The 19,325-nt window shown below is 58.9% G+C and carries 20 protein-coding genes; 14 read left to right on the top strand and 6 right to left on the bottom strand.

Annotated features, from left to right (window positions below; all coding sequences use genetic code 11):
* Positions 1-71 precede the first annotated feature (71 nt).
* Positions 72-770 carry a fused DSP-PTPase phosphatase/NAD kinase-like protein gene (locus tag ACJ5NV_RS14370; protein WP_411644773.1) on the top strand — a complete coding sequence of 233 codons (699 nt, stop codon included), beginning with the start codon at positions 72-74 and terminating at the stop codon, positions 768-770.
* On the opposite strand, the gene ACJ5NV_RS14365 is transcribed toward ACJ5NV_RS14370, so the two are convergent.
* A complete protein-coding gene (locus ACJ5NV_RS14365; protein ID WP_411644772.1) occupies positions 767-1,471 on the bottom strand; it encodes an acylneuraminate cytidylyltransferase family protein in 705 nt (234 codons plus the stop codon). The two genes, ACJ5NV_RS14370 and ACJ5NV_RS14365, sit on opposite strands and share 4 nt — an antisense overlap.
* Positions 1,472-1,887: 416 nt before the next feature.
* On the opposite strand from ACJ5NV_RS14365, the gene ACJ5NV_RS14360 reads away from it, so the two are divergent.
* The 3 genes from ACJ5NV_RS14360 to ACJ5NV_RS14350 all read left to right on the top strand — a co-directional run bounded on the left by ACJ5NV_RS14360 (position 1,888) and on the right by ACJ5NV_RS14350 (position 5,714).
* The gene (locus ACJ5NV_RS14360) at positions 1,888-3,444 is read left to right on the top strand and encodes a phosphate ABC transporter substrate-binding/OmpA family protein (protein WP_411644770.1); all 1,557 of its coding nucleotides are present in this window, start codon (positions 1,888-1,890) and stop codon (positions 3,442-3,444) included.
* A gap of 84 nt (positions 3,445-3,528) precedes the next feature.
* Positions 3,529-4,563 carry a hypothetical protein gene (locus tag ACJ5NV_RS14355; RefSeq protein WP_411644769.1) on the top strand — a complete coding sequence of 345 codons (1,035 nt, stop codon included), beginning with the start codon at positions 3,529-3,531 and terminating at the stop codon, positions 4,561-4,563.
* A 23-nt stretch (positions 4,564-4,586) separates the two neighbouring features.
* Positions 4,587-5,714, top strand: coding sequence for a TRAP transporter substrate-binding protein (locus ACJ5NV_RS14350; protein ID WP_411644768.1), 1,128 nt, complete (start codon positions 4,587-4,589; stop codon positions 5,712-5,714).
* A 164-nt stretch (positions 5,715-5,878) separates the two neighbouring features.
* Here the strand turns inward: ACJ5NV_RS14350 and metG are convergent, their stop codons facing one another.
* Positions 5,879-7,591, bottom strand: coding sequence for a methionine--tRNA ligase (gene metG, locus ACJ5NV_RS14345; protein ID WP_411644767.1), 1,713 nt, complete (start codon positions 7,589-7,591; stop codon positions 5,879-5,881).
* 133 nt (positions 7,592-7,724) lie between these two features.
* On the opposite strand from metG, the gene ACJ5NV_RS14340 reads away from it, so the two are divergent.
* The 4 genes from ACJ5NV_RS14340 (at position 7,725) to ACJ5NV_RS14325 (ending at position 11,398) form a co-directional block, all read left to right on the top strand.
* The gene (locus ACJ5NV_RS14340; protein ID WP_411644765.1) at positions 7,725-8,189 is read left to right on the top strand and encodes a hypothetical protein; all 465 of its coding nucleotides are present in this window, start codon (positions 7,725-7,727) and stop codon (positions 8,187-8,189) included.
* Between the two features lie 96 nt (positions 8,190-8,285).
* On the top strand, positions 8,286-9,329 hold the full coding sequence (locus ACJ5NV_RS14335) for an aldo/keto reductase (RefSeq protein ID WP_411644763.1): 1,044 nt from the start codon (positions 8,286-8,288) through the stop codon (positions 9,327-9,329).
* Between the two features lie 251 nt (positions 9,330-9,580).
* On the top strand, positions 9,581-9,946 hold the full coding sequence (locus ACJ5NV_RS14330) for a hypothetical protein (RefSeq protein WP_411644761.1): 366 nt from the start codon (positions 9,581-9,583) through the stop codon (positions 9,944-9,946).
* A gap of 69 nt (positions 9,947-10,015) precedes the next feature.
* Positions 10,016-11,398, top strand: a complete 1,383-nt coding sequence (locus ACJ5NV_RS14325) for a PepSY-associated TM helix domain-containing protein (RefSeq protein WP_411644759.1) — start codon at positions 10,016-10,018, stop codon at positions 11,396-11,398.
* Positions 11,399-11,509: 111 nt separating this feature from the next.
* Here the strand turns inward: ACJ5NV_RS14325 and ACJ5NV_RS14320 are convergent, their stop codons facing one another.
* The gene (locus tag ACJ5NV_RS14320) at positions 11,510-11,953 is read right to left on the bottom strand and encodes a GNAT family N-acetyltransferase (protein ID WP_411644758.1); all 444 of its coding nucleotides are present in this window, start codon (positions 11,951-11,953) and stop codon (positions 11,510-11,512) included.
* A gap of 248 nt (positions 11,954-12,201) precedes the next feature.
* On the opposite strand from ACJ5NV_RS14320, the gene ACJ5NV_RS14315 reads away from it, so the two are divergent.
* From ACJ5NV_RS14315 to ACJ5NV_RS14300, 4 genes are read left to right on the top strand one after another with little or no spacing between them, the layout of a single operon-like run.
* Positions 12,202-13,116, top strand: a complete 915-nt coding sequence (locus tag ACJ5NV_RS14315; RefSeq protein WP_411644864.1) for a beta-keto acid cleavage family enzyme — start codon at positions 12,202-12,204, stop codon at positions 13,114-13,116.
* Positions 13,113-13,631, top strand: coding sequence for a lipocalin family protein (locus ACJ5NV_RS14310; protein ID WP_411644756.1), 519 nt, complete (start codon positions 13,113-13,115; stop codon positions 13,629-13,631). The genes ACJ5NV_RS14315 and ACJ5NV_RS14310 overlap by 4 nt, the downstream gene beginning before the upstream one ends.
* Entirely contained in the window at positions 13,628-13,885 is a 258-nt protein-coding gene (locus ACJ5NV_RS14305) for a hypothetical protein (RefSeq protein WP_411644754.1), read from the top strand. The genes ACJ5NV_RS14310 and ACJ5NV_RS14305 overlap by 4 nt, the downstream gene beginning before the upstream one ends.
* On the top strand, positions 13,886-15,349 hold the full coding sequence (locus ACJ5NV_RS14300; RefSeq protein WP_411644752.1) for a carnitine 3-dehydrogenase: 1,464 nt from the start codon (positions 13,886-13,888) through the stop codon (positions 15,347-15,349).
* 6 nt (positions 15,350-15,355) lie between these two features.
* Here the strand turns inward: ACJ5NV_RS14300 and ACJ5NV_RS14295 are convergent, their stop codons facing one another.
* Complete coding sequence (locus tag ACJ5NV_RS14295) at positions 15,356-16,255, bottom strand: helix-turn-helix domain-containing protein (protein WP_411644750.1); 900 nt, start codon at positions 16,253-16,255, stop codon at positions 15,356-15,358.
* A gap of 82 nt (positions 16,256-16,337) precedes the next feature.
* Between ACJ5NV_RS14295 and ACJ5NV_RS14290 the strand changes: the two genes are divergently transcribed.
* Both ACJ5NV_RS14290 and ACJ5NV_RS14285 read left to right on the top strand, forming a co-directional pair.
* Positions 16,338-17,225: a fatty acid desaturase gene (locus tag ACJ5NV_RS14290; RefSeq protein ID WP_411644749.1), complete on the top strand. Its 888-nt coding sequence runs from the start codon at positions 16,338-16,340 to the stop codon at positions 17,223-17,225.
* Between the two features lie 20 nt (positions 17,226-17,245).
* Positions 17,246-18,148 carry a DMT family transporter gene (locus ACJ5NV_RS14285; protein WP_411644748.1) on the top strand — a complete coding sequence of 301 codons (903 nt, stop codon included), beginning with the start codon at positions 17,246-17,248 and terminating at the stop codon, positions 18,146-18,148.
* 18 nt (positions 18,149-18,166) lie between these two features.
* Here the strand turns inward: ACJ5NV_RS14285 and ACJ5NV_RS14280 are convergent, their stop codons facing one another.
* Together ACJ5NV_RS14280 and ACJ5NV_RS14275 are read right to left on the bottom strand one after the other, a co-directional pair.
* Entirely contained in the window at positions 18,167-18,844 is a 678-nt protein-coding gene (locus ACJ5NV_RS14280; protein WP_411644746.1) for an NUDIX hydrolase, read from the bottom strand.
* Between the two features lie 18 nt (positions 18,845-18,862).
* Positions 18,863-19,282, bottom strand: a complete 420-nt coding sequence (locus tag ACJ5NV_RS14275) for a DUF983 domain-containing protein (RefSeq protein ID WP_411644745.1) — start codon at positions 19,280-19,282, stop codon at positions 18,863-18,865.
* Positions 19,283-19,325: the final 43 nt, after the last annotated feature.

Genomic DNA, 19,325 nt, shown 5'->3' with positions numbered 1-19,325 from the left:
GCAACGCCCGGCCATTGTAATGTGCGGCGCGTTGGTCCAAGTGAGGCGCGCAATGATGAGCTTGGGTTTTGATGTCACGTCAACCATCTGACACCTCTGCGGGGAAGCCTGCGAAAAAGCCGCCGCTGGATCTGTCAGATCCGGTTGTCCGAAAGCAGGCATTGCGCCATGTGAGATGGCGCGATCACGGCATTCTACGTGTGTACTGGCATAATTTCGATGAATTCGCGCCGGGTGCGTTTCGGTCGAACCAGCCAACCCATGATCGTTTTGCGCAGTATGCGGCCCTTGGCATTAAGACGGTGCTGAACCTGCGCGGTGCACAGAAGCAACCGCCTTATCAGTTAGAACAGGAAAGCTGTGCGGCGCTGGGTATTAAATTGGTGAATTGCGCGATGTCGGCCAGACAGGCGCCGAGGCAGAAAGTCCTTATCAAGCTGCTGGGGATTTTCGATGATATTGACCGGCCATTTCTTATGCATTGTAAATCGGGCGCGGATCGGACAGGGCTGGCAGCCGCGCTTTATTTAATGGTGCAGGAAAATGTGCCGTTTGCCGTCGCGCGACAGCAGCTGGGGTTTCGCTATATCCATATTCGCCGCACGGCGACGGGTGTTCTGGATCATTTCCTTGACGTTTACGCAGCGCGAAACGCCAATGCGCCAATCGCTATCGACGATTGGATTCGTAATGAATACGACGCGGACGCGCTGACAGAAAGTTTTGCTGCGAAACAAGCGGCGCTGAAACCCTGGCAGGGCTGGCGTTAACGCAGGCCCTGGGCGATTTGACGGCCCATCAGGAAATCAATCACCTCCCAGTCAAAGGGGCTGTCCACGTCAAGCCCGCGTTCATTCGGGACAATCAGCGGGATCACGTGACCGTCAAACAGGCTTTTGGCACTGCGCAGATAGGCGGGTTTGACCACATAGACGAGGCCGACATGGTCATAGACCATCGGTGCCTGTTGGCGGGCTACAACGCCATGGGGCAGGGGCTTTGATACATGCAGCCCACCCTGCGCATCCGTTTCCAACATATTGAAATAGGGATTTTTGCGGCTTTCACAGCAGGACATGACCATATCCGGCGCGGCGCTGGCAAAGAGATCCAACCCGGCCACGATATCCTCGGGCAGGCGCAGCGGTGAGGTACAGTCGAGATCAAGGAAAGCATCAGCCTGACCGGTTTGTTTTTCGACCTCGCCCAATGCGTGCTGCCAGACATGCCATTTGGCGGCAGTATCGGTGGCCAGTTCCGCCGGGCGCAGCCCGATATCAAGGCAACCGCGCTGCAGCGCATGGGCGTAGATCTCTTCGGAATCAGTGGAGACCACGACGTGATCAACCCGATCAGATGCAAAGAGCTGGTCCAGCGACCAATCAATCAGCGGTTTACCGTGCAGCATCCGGAAATTCTTGCCTGGTACGCCCTTGCTGCCTGCGCGTGCGCCGATATGTCCGATGATCATTCTGGTCTCCTGATTTTAGCGGAGCATTGCCGCAACCATCTGAGCGGGTCAACGCCGACCGCCGCGCTGGTCGCGTTTTTGGCGCGGGAATCTTAGCCCGGCTGCGGCAGTAGGGTCGCAAAAAGGGCACATTTCGCAATGAATCAGCAATGCCATAAATATTTGTTTTTGAGAGGCGGGAAAATTACCGACGCGGCCTCTAAGTCATAGAGATTCCGATATAAATTATGATTATTGTAGCATTCATGTCGCTTCGCCACAGAAAATCATCCCAATTCAGATAATTAACATTTCATTAATTTTGTATTCCCTGACGCAATTGTATCATCTTTTTGCCAGATTGGCGGAATACCGCCCACTGCATGTGAAGACTGCCCCCGCGGGAGGGGTGCCATATCACCATTGAGGTTAACCTTATGAAGTATCTACGACAAACGCTGACATTTGCTGCCTGCATTGCGCTGACGCCATTCGTGGCCGGTGCTGAGGAAGTGACGATTTCGAGTAACGACAACGCGGTTTCCATTTCGGGGGAACTGCTGTCATTTGATGATGATACTTATGTTCTAGACACAGACATCGGCCAGTTGCGCCTGTCGCGCTCTGCGACGAAATGCACCGGTGCCGCATGTCCACAAACAACAACAAACCTGGAAATGTCCGTTGCTGTGACCGAGCCGAAAACGGCATCGCTGTTGCAGACAATGGTAAATGGATTCGCGTCTTCGCGGGATCTGATGGGGCTTTCGGTTCCTGATCAGCGCGGTGTTGTCGCGCGGATTGATATCCAGAACCTGAACACGAATACGCAGGCCGGTACGGTGACCGTATCCGTGCAGGATGCCGATGATACCTTTGGCGCGCTGCTGAACCGTCAGGCGGATCTGGCGATCACCAGTACAGCGGTGCCTGCATCCGTGGCCGAGCGCGCAGTGGCGCAAGGCGGTACCGACCTGCGCGACGTGAGCAGGGAACGGATTATCGCGCTGGACGCGCTGGTGCCGATCGTTCACCCCAACAACCCTGTGCGGGCGATTTCGCTGGAAGAATTGGCACTGATCGCATCGGGCCGTATCAGCAACTGGTCCGATCTGGGGGGGGACAACCTGCCAATCCGGATGCTGCTGCCGATCGAAGGTTCTTCGACCGATACAGTGTTCAATGAGCTGGTGCTTGAACCCAACCGTGTCCGTCTGCGCCGTAGTGCAGAACGGGCCGAAAGCACGTCTCAGGCGGTGAGTGTTGTGTCGCAGGATCAAACGGCGATCACCATTACCAACCTGTCTGAAACCGGGTCCGCCGACGTTCTGCCGATCCGGCAGTCCTGTGGGCCGCTGGCCTATGCCACGGATTTCGCGATTAAGGCAGAGGAATACCCGCTCAGCAAACGTATCTTTGCCTATCTCGACGATGGTTCACAATCTGCGTCCAAGCGCCAGTTCATTGACTATATCAGTTCGCCCGCAGCGCAGGCGCTGATTTCCAATGCCGGCTTTATTGACCAGAGTATTGAGAGCCAGCCAATCAGCTTGCAAGGGACACGTATGACCTCGGCCATCCTGTCTGCAAGTAACAACGGTACGCTGGGTCTGGTACAGAACTTCTCGCGCGATTTGGCCACGGCAGAGCGTCTGTCGACAACATTCCGCTTCACCTCTGGGTCTGCGCAGTTGGACAACAAATCGCTGGAAGACGTTCAGCGTATGGTCTCTTTCCTGAACAGCCCGGCGGCGCGAAATCGTGACATTCTTGTCATTGGCTTCACCGATGATGTGGGTCGATTTGACTTGAACGAACGTCTTGCATTGCTGCGTGCAACTGGTGTGCGTGACGCGCTTGTGTCTGCCGTGGGCGGTGATGCGTTGGCTGGTCGGATGGCCGTGTCGTCCTATGGTCCACTGGCACCGGTTGGTTGCAACGAGACCGCTGATGGCCGCGAAAGTAATCGCCGTGTTGAAATCTGGCTGCGCTAAGCAGTCTGTGACGAACGCTATTTTGATTTGGTTCGAGTATTCGGGAGCGCCGAACTCTGAGCCGCAAGTGAGGGAACACTTGATATGAAACGCAGAACATTACTCGGCACCGGGTTCGGGGCCATGGTGGTCGCGGGGACATCCGTCAAGGCGCAGAGCGCCAGGACGCTGCGCCTTGTCAGCGACCGACCGGCGCAAGCGCAAGCACTGGCACAGCGTATCGCTCGCACCACCGGCGGGGCCATTCAGCTTGACGTGCAGACCGTGTCGTCGACCCAGTCAAGCGGATTGTTGTCCACCGTCGCAGGCGGACAGGCGGATCTTTATCTGTCCGCAGAAGAGTCCTTTGTCGACACCAACGCTGCCTTTGGGATCTTTTCGTCCATGCCCGCTGGGATGAGCCCGAGCGAGCTGGAATCCTGGATCATCGTTTCGGATGGCCGTTTTATGTGGGATATTCTGGGCGAGGAATATGGGATCAAATCCTTTATGGCAGGCGATGACGGCCCGATGCCGCTGTGGTCAAAATCCCCGATTTCCGGAGCGGGAGATCTGGCTGGTCGGCGGGTTGGCTCTGTGGGTCTTGGCACGCAGGTCATGCGGGCGCTAGGCGCGGCAGAGGTGGTTGATATCCGCCAAAGCGGCACAGACGTGAATGCGCTGGACGTGTTCGAAGGTCTGAACGTGGCGCAGATGTCCGATGCCGGTCTGCTGGGGGCTTTCCCTTACATGACCGCGCCGAATGCGGGTCGCCCGTCGTCTGCTTTGTCGGTCGGGTTCAATCTGGGCACGTGGGAAGGGTTCTCGGACTCTGAAAAACTGCTTCTGGAACGTTGCATCATGGCGGAACACGGGAATAACCGTAACACAGCGATGCATAAATCCGCCGTGGCGCTGCAACAGGCTGGTCGGTCTGTAACCACCCAAGTGATGCCGCAGGATATCTGGGATGCTCAGAGTGCCGCATCGAATACCGTCATGCTCGACATCATCGAATCGGGCAATCTGGGCGCGGATATTGGCGATGCCTACCTGTATTTCATCGGCGACGTCGCCGGTTGGAGCGAGATTGGCGAGGCGGCGTTCTTCCTTGGTCGCCAGAAAGTGTTGTCCCAATGACTTATGGATCGAAAGAAAAGATGATGGCTGACAAGCAACCAAAACCGACCCCCATGTCGCGCCGTCGTGCGCTGCTGGCGGGGGGCGCTGCGCTGACCGGAGCAGCAGCTTTGGCCACACCAGCGATCGCACAAGGCGCACCGCGTACGATCCGCCTTGCGACCTCATGGCCAGAAGGTCTGGGTGGGCTGGCCGATAGTGCCGCGCGCGTTGCCGAGACGATTAATGCCGGGTCAAATGGGCGGCTGAATGTCGAAACCTATTGGGCTGGTTCGCTGGTTCCTGCGCTTGGGGTGCATGATGCTGCCCAGAATGGCGAAATTGAGATGTACCACGCCGCTGAATATTACTTTCAGGGCAAGCACCGCGGTTTCAACTTCTTCACGACCGTTCCATTGGGTCTGACCACGCCAGAGCAGGCGTCTTGGATCAAATATGGCGGCGGTCAGGAACTGTGGGATGAGCTTGCCGCCGACTTTAATGTAAAATCCTTTGCCTGTGGCGGGACCGGCATCCAGATGGGCGGTTGGTTCAACAAGGAAATCAAAAGCATGGCTGACTTCGAAGGTCTGACCATGCGGATGCCTGGCCTTGGTGCGCAGGTCATCAGCCGTCTGGGCGCGAACGCAGTCGTGCTGCCCGGTGGCGGCATCGTCGAGGCGCTGTTTGAAGGCACGATTGATGCAACCGAATGGGTTGGTCCGTATAACGACCTGCACTTCGGTCTGCAAAAACTGTTGACGAACTATCTCTATCCCGGCTTCCACGAACCAGGCACGATGGCCTCTATCGGGTTCAATCTGGATTTCTGGAATAGTCTCGAAGAGCAGGATCGCGTGTTGATCGAGACGATTGCCGACGCGGAACTGACCCTGCACACGGCCGATTTCTACGGCAATAACAGCCTTGCGCTGGTGCAGCTACAAAAGGAATCCGGAATCACGCCGTCCAAGCTGCCTGATGATGTCTGGGACGAACTGTCCCGCGTGTCGTTTGAAGTGACCGCCAGCGTGGCGGAAGACGACGACATGGGCCGCCGCATCGTGGAGAGCTACGAATCCTATCGTCAGTTGATCGGGAGCGCCGGTGCCATCAGTCAGGCCGAATATCTGGCGATGCGCGGTGCAGAGGATCTTTTCGCCGACGTTTGATATAACAAGGATGTTGGCGCGGGACTCTGCGCCAACATCACCCTACGGCCCGGCGATTGACCCGCCAGTCCCGAAACATCCCACAGAGTATTGCCCCCTTATTGTGACGCCCAATGGGCCGCAAAGCTGCGGGGCTGGCGTGCCCGCGTTAAAGCTGAACCGCTTTAATCCCGCGTGCCTGCGAACCGTGTTTGCCAATCGTCCCGTTCATCATCGGTGATTTTGCGGAACAGGTTTTCTGGCACGGTAAAGGCATGACCTGCGGGCAGCGTCTGCAATGCCGCGCCAATATCTGCGGGCCAATCGGCCTTTTCGGTTTGCATCGCGTCCAACATCTGCGCCGCCGCATCCGGAATGAACGGGGCTGACAGCACCGCGTAAAGCCGGATCAGGTTCAGCCCCAGCCGTACCTGCATCGCCGCCGTGTCCGGGTCGGTTTTGAAAGTTGTCCATGGCGCCCCGGCTTGCAGGTATTCATTGCCCAGCACCCAGATCGCGCGCAGCTCTGCCGCTGCTTTGCGCACTTCTATTGCATCCATGTGGTCTTCATAGGCGCGGATGCGTTTGGTCAGATCAGCGATCAGCTTTTCCTCTGCCGCGCCATAGGCGACCCCTTCGGGGACCGCTTCGCTGAATTTGGACCGGCAGAACTTGGTGATCCGGCTGACAAAATTCCCCAACACATCGGCCAGATCCTTGTTCACGTCAGTCTGGAAATTTGCCCATGTGAATTCGGCGTCGGATGTTTCTGGCGCGTGGGACAAAAGCCACCAGCGCCAGTAATCGGCGGGCAGGATTGCCAGCGCCTGATCCATGAACACACCGCGCCCGCGCGAGGTGCTGAATTGCCCGCCATCATAGTTCAGATAGTTGAAGGATTTGATGTAATCGACCAGTTTCCACGGTTCCTGCGACCCAAGGATCGTGGCCGGGAAGGACAGCGTGTGGAAGGGCACATTATCTTTGCCCATGAACTGCGTATAGGTCACATCATCCGCGCCTTTGTCGGTCCGCCACCAGCGTTCCCAATCGCTGCCCTTGCCGGCATCCTGCCATTCCTGCGCGCAGGCGATGTATTCGATGGGCGCGTCAAACCAGACGTAAAAGACTTTGCCTTCCATGCCGGGCCAGGGCGCTTCGCCTTTTTGGACCGGAACGCCCCAATCAAGGTCGCGGGTAATCCCCCTGTCCTGCAAGCCGTCACCATCGTTCAGCCACTTTTTGGCGATGGATGTGGTCAGAATTGGCCAGTCTTTCTTGCTGTCGATCCATTTGGCCAGATCATCCTTGAGTTCGGACTGGCGCAGGTAAAGGTGTTTTGTTTCGCGCACTTCCAATTCGGTCGAACCCGAAATTGTCGAATGCGGATTGATCAAGTCGGTGGGGTCTAGCTGCTTGGTGCAATTATCACATTGATCACCGCGTGCGGATTCAAAGCCGCAATTGGGGCAGGTGCCCTCAATATACCGGTCAGGCAGAAAGCGCCCATCGGCCACGGAATAGACCTGTTCTTCGGTGACTTCGCGGATCAGCCCCATATCGGCCAACCGCGCTGCAAAGGCTTGGGTCAGCTTGTGATTTTGCGGGCTGGAAGAGCGACCAAAATGATCAAAGGACAGCCGAAACCCTGCGGCGATCTCGGCCTGTACGTCGTGCAATTCGGCACAATATTCAGCCACGGGTTTGCCTGCTTTGGCCGCTGCCAACTCTGCCGGGGTGCCGTGTTCATCGGTGGCACAAAGATACAGAACCTCATGCCCGCGCTGGCGCAGGTAGCGGGCGTAAAGGTCGCCGGGCAATTGGCTGCCCACCAAATTGCCCAGATGTTTGATCCCGTTGATATAGGGGATCGCGGATGTGATCAGATGGCGTGCCATGGAAAGCTGTCCTTCGCGTTTGCGGCTGTCTAGCGAGGATGCGGCGCAAATGCCAGATGTCGCGTGACACTGGTCTTTACGTTGGGCGCAGGCTAAAAACCCCCAAGCCCCGCATTGTCCAAGGAGACCTGCCATGAAAACCCTGATCCCCGCTCTTTTGGCCGCAGCTATTGGCACCGCAGCGCAGGCGCAGGATTTCTATCTGGGCGGCAGTGCCGACTACCATTTCCCGCATTCGGGTGATGCGCAGACGGTCGGGTCGCTGATTGCCGGACTCGGCATCGTGGCTGATCGCTTTGCCGTTGGGGCAGAGATTGAGGCAGGCCTGAAAATCGCGGGCGACAATGAGTATGACACCAGCCGCGCGCGCGGTTGGGCCAGCTATGATTGGTATGGTTACAGTTTTCGTGTGGCAGGTGGCGTGACTGAATATTACTTCGACGACAGCACATCCGGCGGCTATAATCTTGGGGTTGGTGCAGAGCGTGACTTTTCCCCAAACATGCGCCTGCGCGGCGAAATTATCCGTGATTTCATGGATAATAGTTTTACCGCAGCGGTCACGACAAGCCGGATTGCGGTTCTTTACAGTTTTTAAAACGCGCGGTTTCGCGGTGTTTTCATAGGTGACGGGCCTTGCCTGCTGCGCTTGCCGTATTAGGGTCTGCGCGAATTACATATAAAGGCAGATAAGATGCAAAAACTTCCGCTGGGGCGCAGCGATATCATGATCTCAGAATGGTGTCTGGGCACGATGACCTATGGCAACCAAACGCCCGAGGATGATGCCCATGCGCAGATTGATCTGGCTCTGGATGCGGGCATAAACTTTATCGACACCGCAGAGATGTATCCGGTCAACCCGATCCGGACTGAAACCGTGGGGCTTTCCGAGACAGTGATCGGCAACTGGCTGACCAAGACGGGCCGCCGAGATGATGTTGTGATTGCAACGAAAGTTTCCGGCAACAACCCCGGCTGGGTCCGTGACGGGCGCGGCTATGACGGTGCGGTGATCCGCGAGGCTGTGGATACATCGCTGAAGCGGCTGCAAACGGATGTGATTGATTTGTATCAGATGCACTGGCCGATCCGGGGGTCCTATATGTTCCGCCAGAATTGGACGTTTGATCCCTCTGGCCAGAACCGTCAGCAGACGCTGGATCATATGATGGATGTGCTGGAAGCGCTGGATGAGGCTGTAAAAGCCGGTAAGATCAAAGCCATAGGCATGTCGAATGAAAGCGCTTGGGGCATGACCAAATGGGTCGATCAAGCCGAAGCCTCGGGGCTGCCCCGTATGGCATCAGTCCAAAATGAATATTCGCTGCTGTGCCGCCTTTACGACACTGACATGGCCGAAATGGCGGTGAATGAGGATGTGACCCTGTTGTCATTCTCACCTTTGGCTTGCGGATTGCTGACCGGAAAATACCAAAACGGCGCACTGCCTGATGGTAGCCGGATGGCAATCAATGGTGATTTGGGGGGGCGGAAAACGGATCGCGTTTTTGGCGCAACGCAAGCCTATCTGGATATTGCCGCCGCACACGGGCTGGACCCGGTGCATATGGCGATGGCGTGGCAGCGGACGCGGCCTTTCCCCGTGTCGGCAATCTTTGGCGCGACCAATGTGCAGCAGCTGGAGCATATCCTTGCGGGCCGCGATCTGGTGCTGAGCGACGAGGTTGTCACCGCCATCGACGATGCGCACCGCGCCCATCCGATGCCATATTGAACCGAGGTCGGGGGGTGTTGCATGCCCCCCCACCGTGCGGTGGTTTGCGAGGCGGGCGCGAATCATGTGTTAACGCCTTTGTTTTCTGGGAAATAGGCACTCGGATATGCGTCGGATTGCCGTCGGATATCCATCGGACTTTTGACGCTGATCCCCCCGGTTAATCCACCGTACGCGCGGCCCGTCCTGAAATCGCGGGACGCGGCAATATTCTGTGGCATTGCTAGCGCGCCCGGATTAAGAGCAGTGCCATGTTTGATCCGACCCTTTTTGCTTTGCGGGCGTTGCTGCGGCTGATGCTAGTGCTGGCCGTGATTGGCGTGGGGTTTGCGCATCAGATTGCGGCGCGTGAGGTTTCGCCCGAGCTTGCGGCCTATGTCGCTGCTGGCGGGACTTTGGCGGATCTTTGTGGTACGGCAGGCAATGATGAGACGGGTGCATTGTCCGACTGCCAAGCCTGCCGGATTTCCGATGGGGCCGCATTGCATCCGCTTTGTCCGCAGCCTGTCATCGCTGTGCTGGATCAGACGCAGGTTTATCGTTTCGTCGCAAAGCGTCTGCTGCATCGTCACGGGCACGATCCGTCGCGCCTGACCCGCGCGCCACCCTTCACCTGATTTTTATTCACTCTTACTGAACTGAAATCACCCGCTTGTGCGGGAACATTGGCGTGGAGCCTTATCACAATGACGACGGATACGCAGATGCAGCCAGACGGCGGCGTAAACAAATTCTATTTTGCAGCCTGGCGCTGGCATTTCTATGCGGGGCTTTTCGTGATCCCCTTTTTGACCGTACTGGCGGTGACCGGCATGATGATGTTGTGGATCGCCTGGATTGACGGACGTGACGGCGAGCGAACGCCCGTGGTGCCGCAAGAGACAGCGCTGTCGGTATCGGCACAGGCCGAGGCCGCCGTGGCCGCTGTGCCCGGTGGCACGTTCAAGCAATATGTGGCCCCGCGCAGCCCTGATCTGGCGGCGTTGTTCCGGGTGGACAGCGACGGCGATGCGATCATGGTGGCGGTTGATCCCTATACCGCCACGGTGATCGAAAGCTTTCCCCGCCGCAGCGGCTGGTATGATTTTTTCGATCAAGTGCATGGTGAGCTGATGCTGGGCGTGGCGGGTGACCGGATGCTGGAAACGGCTGCGTCACTGGCGCTGGTGCTGGTGGCGACGGGGCTGTATCTGTGGTGGCCGCGCGGGACAAGCTGGCGTGCGGCCCTGTTGCCGCGTTTCACCCGTGGCCGCGCTTTGTGGAAATCCCTGCATGGTGTTGTGGGCGTCTGGGTGTCTATATTCCTTGTGTTTTTTCTGATTTCGGGCCTGTCATGGGCCGGGATTTGGGGCGGCAAGATGGTGCAGGCCTGGAGCCAGTTTCCTGCTGCGAAATGGGATGCGGTGCCTTTGTCCGACGACATTCACGCCAGCATGAACCATGACCGCCGCGAGGTGCCTTGGGCGTTGGAGCAAACCCCGATGCCTGCGTCAGGCAGTGCCGCCGGTGAGACGGGGGTTGTTGGCCCGGTGACGCTGGAGAGTGTGGACCGTTTGGCGCGCGAGATCGGGTTTGAGGCCCGCTATCAGCTGAACCTGCCTGCCGGAGAGACTGGTGTCTGGACCCTAAGCCGCGATTCCATGAGCACCGACAGCACCAACCCGATGAGCGACCGCACGGTGCATGTGGATCAGTACACCGGCAAGGTGCTGGCCGATGTGCGCTATGATGATTATTCGCTGGCGGGCAAGGCGATGGCGGTGGGCATCGCCCTGCATATGGGTACGCTGGGATTATGGAGCGTGCTGGCCAATACGCTGTTCTGTCTGGCGGTTCTGTTTCTCTGTGTCAGCGCCGTGGTTCTCTGGTGGAAGCGCCGCCCGTCGGGTGCTGGCCGTCTGGCCGCCCCGCCGATGCCCCGCGAAATGCCGTTGTGGCAGGGCGCGGTGCTGGTCGGGCTGGGCGTCAGCATGGCCTTTCCGATGGCGGGGCTTGCGCTGCTTTGTGCGCTCGCGTTGGACATGTTTATCTTGTCATACATGCCCAAATTGCGCCGCAGCCTGACATAGCGCGTTACATTAAAGCGTTATGCGAAAAACCCGCAATCACTTAACGCTGCCTGAAATCAAAGATTTCAACGCGTTAAGTGATACATGATGTATGAGGTATTTCGTCAAACGCTATAGCGGGACGCTGAAACGGGGGCCGGGGGTGGTTGTGATCTCTTCCAGCCCCATTGCCCGGTAGGCTGCGGCGGCGCAGGGGTTTTCTGTTGCAGTGCCAATGGTCAGCCGATCCGCCTTGCGGTAGTCGGCGATCTGCCGGGCGGTTTCGATCAGTCGCCGCCCGATGCCTTGGCCGCGTAAAGGTTCCTCTATGAACAGATGCGCGATGTCGAGCGTGTCCCCTTCGGTCATGGGCCGCCAACGCGGTTCCAGCACGGCGTAGCCTATGGGCTGATCGTCTTGCAGCGCGATCAGGGCGGTCAGCGGACCGTCGATGAACCGCGTCTGCGCCTCGGCCAAGCCCAGATGGCAGGGATCGCCGTGAAGGGCGCAAAGTTTGCGGATCATATCCCGCAGGGCGGGCAGGTCGCGCGGTGTGGCGGTGCGGATGGTGATCATGGTTTTGTCCTTGTCCTGGGCCCGACAAGGACGTCACGTTCAATCTGCCCAGTGCCGGGCAGTTGGTGTCTTAATCTGTCAGAAAAGAGCCAGCTGCCGCCTATGTGGCGCTGGTAAAGTAGACGCTTGCGATATGGATCTGCTGTGTCATGGGGCGGATTACGCCGGATGCGGCTGGCTTTGTCAAGATTACCGTCTTGTGCAGCGCATTTTTTTCGCCGACTGTCCGCGAAAGAGGAGCCTGCCTGATGCCGCTGATGATGAACCGAGAGGTGTTTGTGACCTGTGCCGTCACCGGGGCGGGTGCGACGCAGGACCGAAGCCCGCATGTGCCCCGCTCCCCCCGGCAGATCGCTGAAAGCGCGATTGATGCGGCCAAGGCGGGTGCTGCCATCGTGCATTGCCATGTGCGTGATCCTGAGACGGGCGCGCCGTCCCGTGATCTGGCGCTTTATCGTGAATTGACCGACCGTATCCGCGATGCGCAGGTGGATGTGGTGTTGAACCTGACCGCCGGGATCGGCGGCGATATCGTCTTTGGTGGGGTGGAACGGCCGCTGCCTGCGGTGGCGGGCACGGATCTGATCGGTGCGACGGACCGTGTGGCCCATATCGCCGCCTGCCTGCCCGAGATGTGCACGCTGGATTGCGGCACGATGAATTTCGCCGAGTCCGATTACGTGATGACCAACACGCCCGGCATGTTGCAGGCGATGGGTCGGATGATGACCGCGCTGGGCGTGAAGCCAGAGATCGAGGCGTTTGATACCGGCCATCTGTGGTACGCCAAGCAATTGGTAAAGGATGGCGTGCTGGACAGCCCTGCTTTGGTACAGCTGTGTATGGGCGTCCCTTGGGGTGCGCCGGATGATCTGAATACCTTTCTGGCGATGGTGAATAATGTGCCTGAGGATTGGACCTTTAGCGCGTTCGGGTTGGGCCGGTCGCAGATGCCTTATGTTGCCGCGTCGGTGCTGGCAGGGGGCAATGTGCGCGTGGGCTTAGAGGATAATCTGATGCTGGAGCGCGGGGTGCTGGCGACCAATGCCCAACTGGTGGAACGCGCTGTGGGGATCGTCGAAAACCTGGGGGCCAAGGTGATTGGCCCGGATGCGGTTCGCCAAAAGCTGGGCCTGACCAAACGTGCGCCGGTGGCGGCATGAGGGTTCTGGCGCTTCTTTTGTTGCTTTTGCCCGGTTGCGCGGCCTTGCCGGTCTATCGTGATACGGCGGCGCCGATTTCGTCGCAGGCGGTTTTTGAACCGCAACGCTATCTGGGCACATGGTATGAGGTCGCCCGCTACCCTGTGCCGTTCGAAGAAGGCTGCGTGGGGGTGACCGCTGAATATGGGATGCGCCCCGACGGGCAGCTTTCGGTGCTGAATATTTGCCGCAATCCGAATGGCAGCGAACAATCCCGTATCACCGGCACGGCAGAGATCGTGGGGCCGGGCCGCCTTAAGGTCCGGTTTTCGTCGGTTCCCTTTGTCGCGGCGGATTATTGGGTCTTGTGGGTCGATAGCGGGTATCGTACCGCCGTGGTGGGCGCGCCGGATGGGCGGGCAGGGTGGATCCTCAACCGGGATCCGCACATTCCTGCCGACAGGCTGGCCGCGGCCCGTGGTGTTTTACAATTCAACGGCTATGATCTGAGCCGTCTTATGGAGGTGAGCCAATGAAGCGTTTGGTGCTGGTTTGTGCAATGGGTTTGGCCGGGTGCGAGACCGCGGGTGTCGGTGCGACGGGCGGCGGGGCGAGTACGACGCGCGAATTCATGGTTATTGGCAACCGTATGACTTTTGAACAATGTCGCGCCCGTGGTGGTTTGATTATCCGTGATGCGAACACATCAATGGTGGCTTGTGACCCGACGGTTCGGGGTGAGCCTGTGCCTGCGGATGAGTTTAATCACCCCACGCAAAACGTCGGCTAAATGCGTCCGGTGCCAAAGATTGCGACCATCGTTGGCGGTGGCGTGATCGGAGGCGGCTGGGCTGCCCGGTTTTTGCTGATGGGCTGGGACGTGCGGGTTTTTGATCCCGACCCGCAGGCGCAGCGCAAGATTGGCGAAGTGCTGGACAACGCCCGGCGCTCATTGCCCGGCCTGTCCGATGTGGTGCTGCCGCCCGAAGGCGCGCTGAGCTTTCACGATACACTGGAAGATGCGGTTGCCGGGTCCGTCTGGATCCAGGAAAGCGTGCCTGAGCGGCTGGAGCTGAAGCACAAGGTTTATCACAGCCTGCAAACACTTTGCCCGCCGGACGCTATTATCGGCTCGTCCACCAGCGGGTTCAAACCGTCCGAGCTTCAGCGGGATGCGATCCGCCCCGGACAGATTGTAGTCACCCACCCATTCAACCCGGTTTATCTGCTGCCGCTGGTCGAACTGGTGACGACAGATGAGAATGCGACACTGGTTGCGGACGCCAAGGAAATCCTGACAAGCGTTGGCATGTATCCCCTGCACGTCGGGGCTGAGATTGATGCCCATATCGCCGACCGCCTGCTAGAGGCCGTCTGGCGCGAGGCGCTTTGGCTGGTCAATGACGGCATCGCCACGACTGCAGAAATCGACGACGCGATCCGCTATGGCTTTGGGTTACGCTGGGCGCAGATGGGCCTGTTTGAAACCTATCGCATTGCCGGTGGCGAGGCGGGTATGTGTCATTTCATCGGACAATTCGGTCCGGCCCTGAAGTGGCCCTGGACCAAGCTAATGGATGTGCCGGATTTGACCGATGATCTGATCGACCGGATTGCCGATCAATCGGATGCACAATCCGGCGCGATGAGCATTCGTGCGCTGGAGCGCGCCCGCGATGATAATCTTGTGTCGATTCTGCGCAGCCTCAAGGCCCGCGATTTCGGGGCCGGGGCGCTGCTGAATGCGCAGGATGCGCGGATTGCGGGGCTGGTTGGCCTGCCTGATGATCTGACCCGCCCGATTGTGACCGTGGAACGTGCCGTGCCGCTGGACTGGACCGATTACAACGGCCATATGAACGAGGCGAAATATTTGCAGGCCTTTGGCGATGCGACGGATCGCCTGATGGCGATGGTTGGTTGCGATGCGGCCTATATCGCGGGCGGGTCCAGCTATTTCACCGTGGAAACCCATCTGCGCCATCTGGACGAGGTGCATGCCGGTACGGTCATTCGGGTGGAAACGCAGGTGCTGCTGGGGCAGGGCAAGAAGCTGCATGTGTTCCACCGGATGTTTGCGGGCGACCGAGAGCTAGCCACGGGGGAGCATATGTTGATCCATGTGAGCCTTGAGGCCCGCCGCGCGTCTGAGCCGGGGCCGGTTTTGGCCCGGTCGCTCGCGCAGGTGGCAGAGGCCCACGCGGCCTTGCCGGTGCCAGAAGGCGCGGGCAAGGCGGTTGGCCTGCGCGAGTAGTCTGCTTTAATCGCGTGGGCGCTGGCTGACGAATTGCGTTTCACTGGGATCGACCTGCGCGATCAGTTCGTCAAAATGGGCGGTCAGATCACTGGGTGCGACCACGGCGGCCCGGACGAGATTGTCAAAATGCTGCGCCAGCGCATCGACCCGTTCAGAATCGCGAAAGACCAGATAATTCCGCCCGATATAGATCACGGCGAGCAGCGGGCCAAAGATCGTGATCGGTGCCGAAAAGAGCTGGCGCGGGTCAAAAAGATGCAGCCGCAGTGACGGGTAAAGCTGGGTGTGCAGGTCGCGAAACTGGCACAGCTGATCCTGTCTGATCCGGGCGGGGACACCGCGATAGTAACCTTCGGCGCGGGCGAAGGCGCCAAGCTCTGTCAGGGGCAGGGCGAGTTCGTAATCGGATCGCGACTGGCGCATCCAGTTCAACCTGTCGCCGCTGGCCCCGATGGCCTGATCAATCGTTTTCCCAACGGATGGCGCGTATTCCCAGCGCAGCATTTCGGGGGTCTTGAGCATATCGGGCAGTCCTGTGGGGACGTGGCGAATTTTATAGCCTGCCGCCTCTTGATGCCACGCGAAGATCCGGTCGTCGATCACCGCGCGTGGTGCTTCGGGCATGGAGATGGCATTGGCGATCAGCGCCTCTGCTTTTTCGGGGCGTTCGGAGAGGCCCAGCAGCCAGTCGGTGCTGACGCCCAATGCCGTGGCGCATTCCGCGACCAGTTGGGCGTTGGGCAGGCGTGCTCCTGAATCCTTGAGCAGTTGTGACAATGTCGAACGATCTACCCCGACCGCACGCGACAGGCTGCTTTGGGTGGTTGCGGCTTCTGACATTGCGGTCAGCAACCTGTCCCGAAACAGCTGGGCACGGTCACGCTTGTCTACGTTTTTCATCATTGGTGATTAATATCATAGCCTAGTCTTTTTGTGAACAAGTAACGGAATTCTGTAACATCTGGGAGTAAGCTAGGTTCGCGGTATGATAAAAGACATTAAATCGAACGGGCCTATTTGCTGGCCAACCCTTCTATTAATCGTGACATGCTACACTATCTGGTTGGCTTCATTGTGGTTTTTGCCGCTGCTGCTTGGCGTTCCGGTCGCGGGGCTGGCCATCGCATTGCATGCGTCATTACAGCATGAGGTCATTCATGGGCATCCAACCCGCTGGCAAAGGCTGAATGATGCGCTGATCTGCCTGCCGCTGAATTTGGTCATTCCGTATGAGCGGTTTCGTGCGACCCATCTGGCCCATCACAATGATGCCACGCTGACTGACCCCTATGACGATCCTGAAACCTATTATCTGGCCACAGAGACATGGGCCCGCTTACCGGGGCTGTTGCAGCGCGTCCTGCGGATCAACAACACGCTTGCTGGGCGTCTGGCCTTAGGGCCGATTGTCGGGCAGGTCGCCTTTCTGCTGTCAGAGTGGTGTGTGCGGGATGGGAATGTGATCCGTGGTTGGGTCGCTTATTTGCCTGCCGCATTGGTGGTGCTGGCTGTGGTGATCATGGCCCCGATGCCGCTTTGGGCCTATCTGATCGCGGCCTATCTGGGGCTGGCATTGTTGAAGCTGCGCACCTTTCTGGAGCATCAAGCGCATGAGCGCGCCAGCGGGCGTAGCGTGATTATCGAGGATCGGGGGCTGTTTGCTTTGCTGTTCCTGAACAACAATCTGCACGTGGTGCATCATATGCACCCAAAGGTGCCTTGGTATGTGCTGCCCGCGCTGTATCGCGCCCGGCGCGACCATTATCTGCGCCGCAACGGCGGCTATATGTATCCGTCTTACGGCGCGATCCTGAAGCAATATCTGTGGCGCGCGAAAGAGCCGGTGGCGCACCCGCTCTGGCGCAGGGACTGAATTGCGGTCATAGCAGCGGGATGGAGTACTGGATCCCGATCACGCTTGCTGCGGCGGCAGCGCAAACGCTGCGCTTTACCTTGCAGAAACATCTGAAAGCGACTCGGCTTTCGACCGCTGGTGCGACCTTTGCGCGGTTCATCTATTCCGCGCCTTTGGTCTTCGTCATTGCCTGTTTTTATGCGGTCAGCACGGGGCAGGGCGCGCCGCAGGTTCCTGTAAGCTTCTGGCCTTATGCCATCGCGGGCGGCCTGTCGCAGATCGCGGGGACCATGTGTGTGGTGGCCTTGTTCGCCCATCGCAATTTCGCCGTGGGCATCACGTTCAAGAAAACCGAAGTGTTGCTGAGCGCGCTGGTGGGGTTCGTGATCCTTGGCGATATTGTCACCCCTGCCGCATTGATTGCGATGGTGCTGGGGTTTGCCGGGGTGTTGCTGCTGTCTGATACGCCGGATGCGGTCGGGCGTTGGCGTCAGCGCATTTTCAACCGCGCGACGGCGCTGGGGATCGGTGGTGGTCTGGCTTTTGGTATTTCCGGCAATGGCTATCGTGGGGCGTCTTTGTCACTGGCGGATGGCGATGTGTTCTACCGTGCAATTGTGACCCTGGCCTTTGTGACTGCTTTTCAAACTATCATCATGGCGTTTTGGCTGATCTGGCGCGAACGGGGCGAGATCATGCGCGTTTTGCGGGTCTGGCGCGTGGCCGGGCTGGTTGGGCTGACCAGTATGATCGGGTCGATCTGCTGGTTCACCGCGTTCACCTTGCAAAACGTGGCCTATGTGAACGCGCTGGGGCAGGTGGAGCTGCTGTTTTCGCTGGCCATCGGGGCGGTTGTGTTTCGTGAAAAAGTGTCGCCACGGGAGTGGCAGGGGCTGTTGCTGCTGACGCTGAGCGTGGTGTTGTTGATGCTGGTGACGTAACGGCGCGCCGGATATCTGCTAAAGCAGATTGCGCCCGTTCAGTCTGGCGACAAGATGCGCCTCGTCATCATTGCGGAAAAAGGGGACGCTTGCGGGCGGGCCACCGCGCGTGATGTGGCTGCCCAGTTCGGCCAGCACCACCTGCGTGATGAAAGGCAGATCAAAGCGGCGGGCCTGATCGAGCGGGACCCATTGCAGATGGGCCAGTTCGTCTTCGGCGCGGGAAAAATCATCCGGATCGGTCACCAGCGCGGCGGCGTCGGCCAGAAAGAACCGCGCATCGAACCGGCGGGGGCGGCCAATTGGCGTTACAGCGCGGAAGAAAAATTCAAGCGCGGCCCCGTGGGGCTGATGACCTGAGGCGGCAAAGCCGCGCCAGCCTTGCGGTGCGTCCGCCCATTGCCCCGGTGTGCCCAGGATTTGGCCGGTTTCCTCCCACAGCTCGCGGATGGCGGCGGCGGCAAGCGCATTGGGCGGCAGACTGCTGTCCTCGGCCAGTCGTCGGTTGCAGTGGTCTGGCAAGGCGGTGAGCGGCACATGTGCATCATTGGCGTCGACCGCACCGCCGGGAAAAACGAATTTGCCCGGCATAAAGGCGGCACTGGCCCCGCGCTGCCCCATCAGCACCGCAGGGGCGGTCCGGGCATCACGCAGCAGGATCAAGGTGGCCGCATCGCGGAGGGCAGATTTATCCATGGGATTATCCTGACAGGATTAATCCGCTTTGCCAAATCCATGCATGCGGCGGGACCATTGGATCGCGACGACCATGCCCTTGAGCCGTGGCAACAGGAACAGCGAGAGGGTCACTGTACCGATGGTCAGCACAGTTGCCATGATCAGCGGATCGGGCCGCCAGGTGACCCACATGAAATGGATGGCAAAGGCCAGAATGTGCCCGACGACCAGAATGGTCAGATAGGCGGGCCCATCATCAGCCCGGTGGTGAAACAGTTCTTGCTGACAGGCGGGGCAACGATCAGCCACTTTCAGATAGCGCGAAAACAGCGCGCCCTCGCCACAATTGGGACAGCGGCAGTGTAGCCCGCGCAGGACGGCGGGTTTCATCGGACGGTCATCAACGGGCACAGGTGTGTCGGTCACAGGGTAATCTCCACTCTTGTTTGCCGTCATGCGCGATTCACACCTGTTTGGGAAGGGGCGGGGGCACATGCGC

The sequence above is a fragment of the Loktanella agnita genome (assembly GCF_046640325.1).
Lineage (GTDB): Bacteria > Pseudomonadota > Alphaproteobacteria > Rhodobacterales > Rhodobacteraceae > Yoonia > Yoonia agnita.
Note: the sequence above shows the minus strand (reverse complement) of the source record. Positions and strands in the feature narration are given on the sequence as shown.